Here is a 1,268-nt window from a genome sequence, read left to right as displayed (position 1 = left end):
GCCCTCCGGCGCGTTCGCGAACTCCAGCCGCGCCCCCAGCACCTCGGCCTGCCCCCGTGCGATGGTCAGCCCGAGCCCGTGCCCCCGCGTGCCGCCCTCCGTGCGGAACCGCTGGGGCCCGTGGGTGACCAGGTACTCCGGGAACCCGTCCCCGTGGTCGCGAACGGTCACCACCGGGCCGTCCACGGTCAGTACCACCGGACCCCGTCCGTGCTGGTGGGCGTTGGCCACGAGGTTGCCCAGCACCCGCTCCAGCCGCCGCCGGTCCGTCTCCACGGACACATCCCGTACGACCCTGACCTCCGTGCCCGTCCCTGCGGCCCGCACCGCCCGCTCGGCCAGCGGCCCCAGTCGCTCCGTGTCCAGTTCCAGCCGCTCCCGGCCGGTGTCCAGCCGGGAGATCTCCAGCAGGTCCTCGGTGAGCGTGCGCAGCGCCGCCACCCGGTCGCGGACCAGCTCCGTCGGACGGCCCGGCGGCAACAGCTCCGCCGCCGCGTGCAACCCGGTCAGCGGAGTGCGCAGTTCATGCGCGACATCCGCCGTGAACCGCTGCTCGGCCAGCAGCTTGCCCTGGAGCGAGGCCGCCATCAAGTCCAGCGCGGCGGCGACCGCGGCCACCTCGTCCTGCGGGCCGGCCTTCGTGCGCGGGCCCGTGCGGGGGTCGTTCACGCGCGCGTCCAGATCGCCCGCGCTGATCCGCCGCGCGACCAGCGCCGTGGTGTGCAGCCGCCGCGTCACCCGCGTCACAGCGAACGCCCCGACCAGCAGCGTCGCCCCGATCGCCAGACCCGACGACCACAAGATCGCCCGGTCCAGGCCCTCGATCGTGCGGGCCTGCTGCGAGTAGTCGACCGCGACGGCCAGCGCCCGCTCGCCGTCGACGGGACCCGCCGCCCACATCGTGGGGCGTCCCTCACGTTCGGCGACCATCGTGCCGCGGTCCCCGGCCACCGCCAGGTTCCGCAGCTCCCCGGGCAGCCCCGGCGGATCCACCCCGGCGTCCAGCCGCAGCGTGTCCCCGGCCTCGTACCGCTCCGTCGCCTGCGTCAGCCGCTGCAGCGCCTGGTCGCGAGCCTGGCCGACGGTCTGGTTCGTCACCTGCACGTGCACCAGGACGCCGAGCAGGGCCGCCAGGGCGCAGCACATCACCGTGATGAAGGCGGCGGCCTTCGCGGCGAGCGTCCCGGACCACTGCGGCAGCCCGGGCCTCATCCGCCGCTCACCGAGGCAGAACCGGATGGGGAGGTGGACGGGGACGAGGAGAGGGA

1 protein-coding gene is annotated in these 1,268 nt (G+C 75.2%); it reads right to left on the bottom strand.

The features are described from left to right. Positions 1-1,212 (bottom strand): ATP-binding protein (locus tag C1J00_RS43380; protein ID WP_102914231.1); only part of this gene is annotated, 1,212 nt, incomplete at its 3' end. Positions 1,213-1,268 lie beyond the last annotated feature (56 nt).

Source organism: Streptomyces cahuitamycinicus, from assembly GCF_002891435.1.
In the GTDB taxonomy this organism is placed as follows: Bacteria; Actinomycetota; Actinomycetes; order Streptomycetales; family Streptomycetaceae; genus Streptomyces; species Streptomyces cahuitamycinicus.
This window is presented reverse-complemented; position numbering and strand designations above follow the sequence as displayed.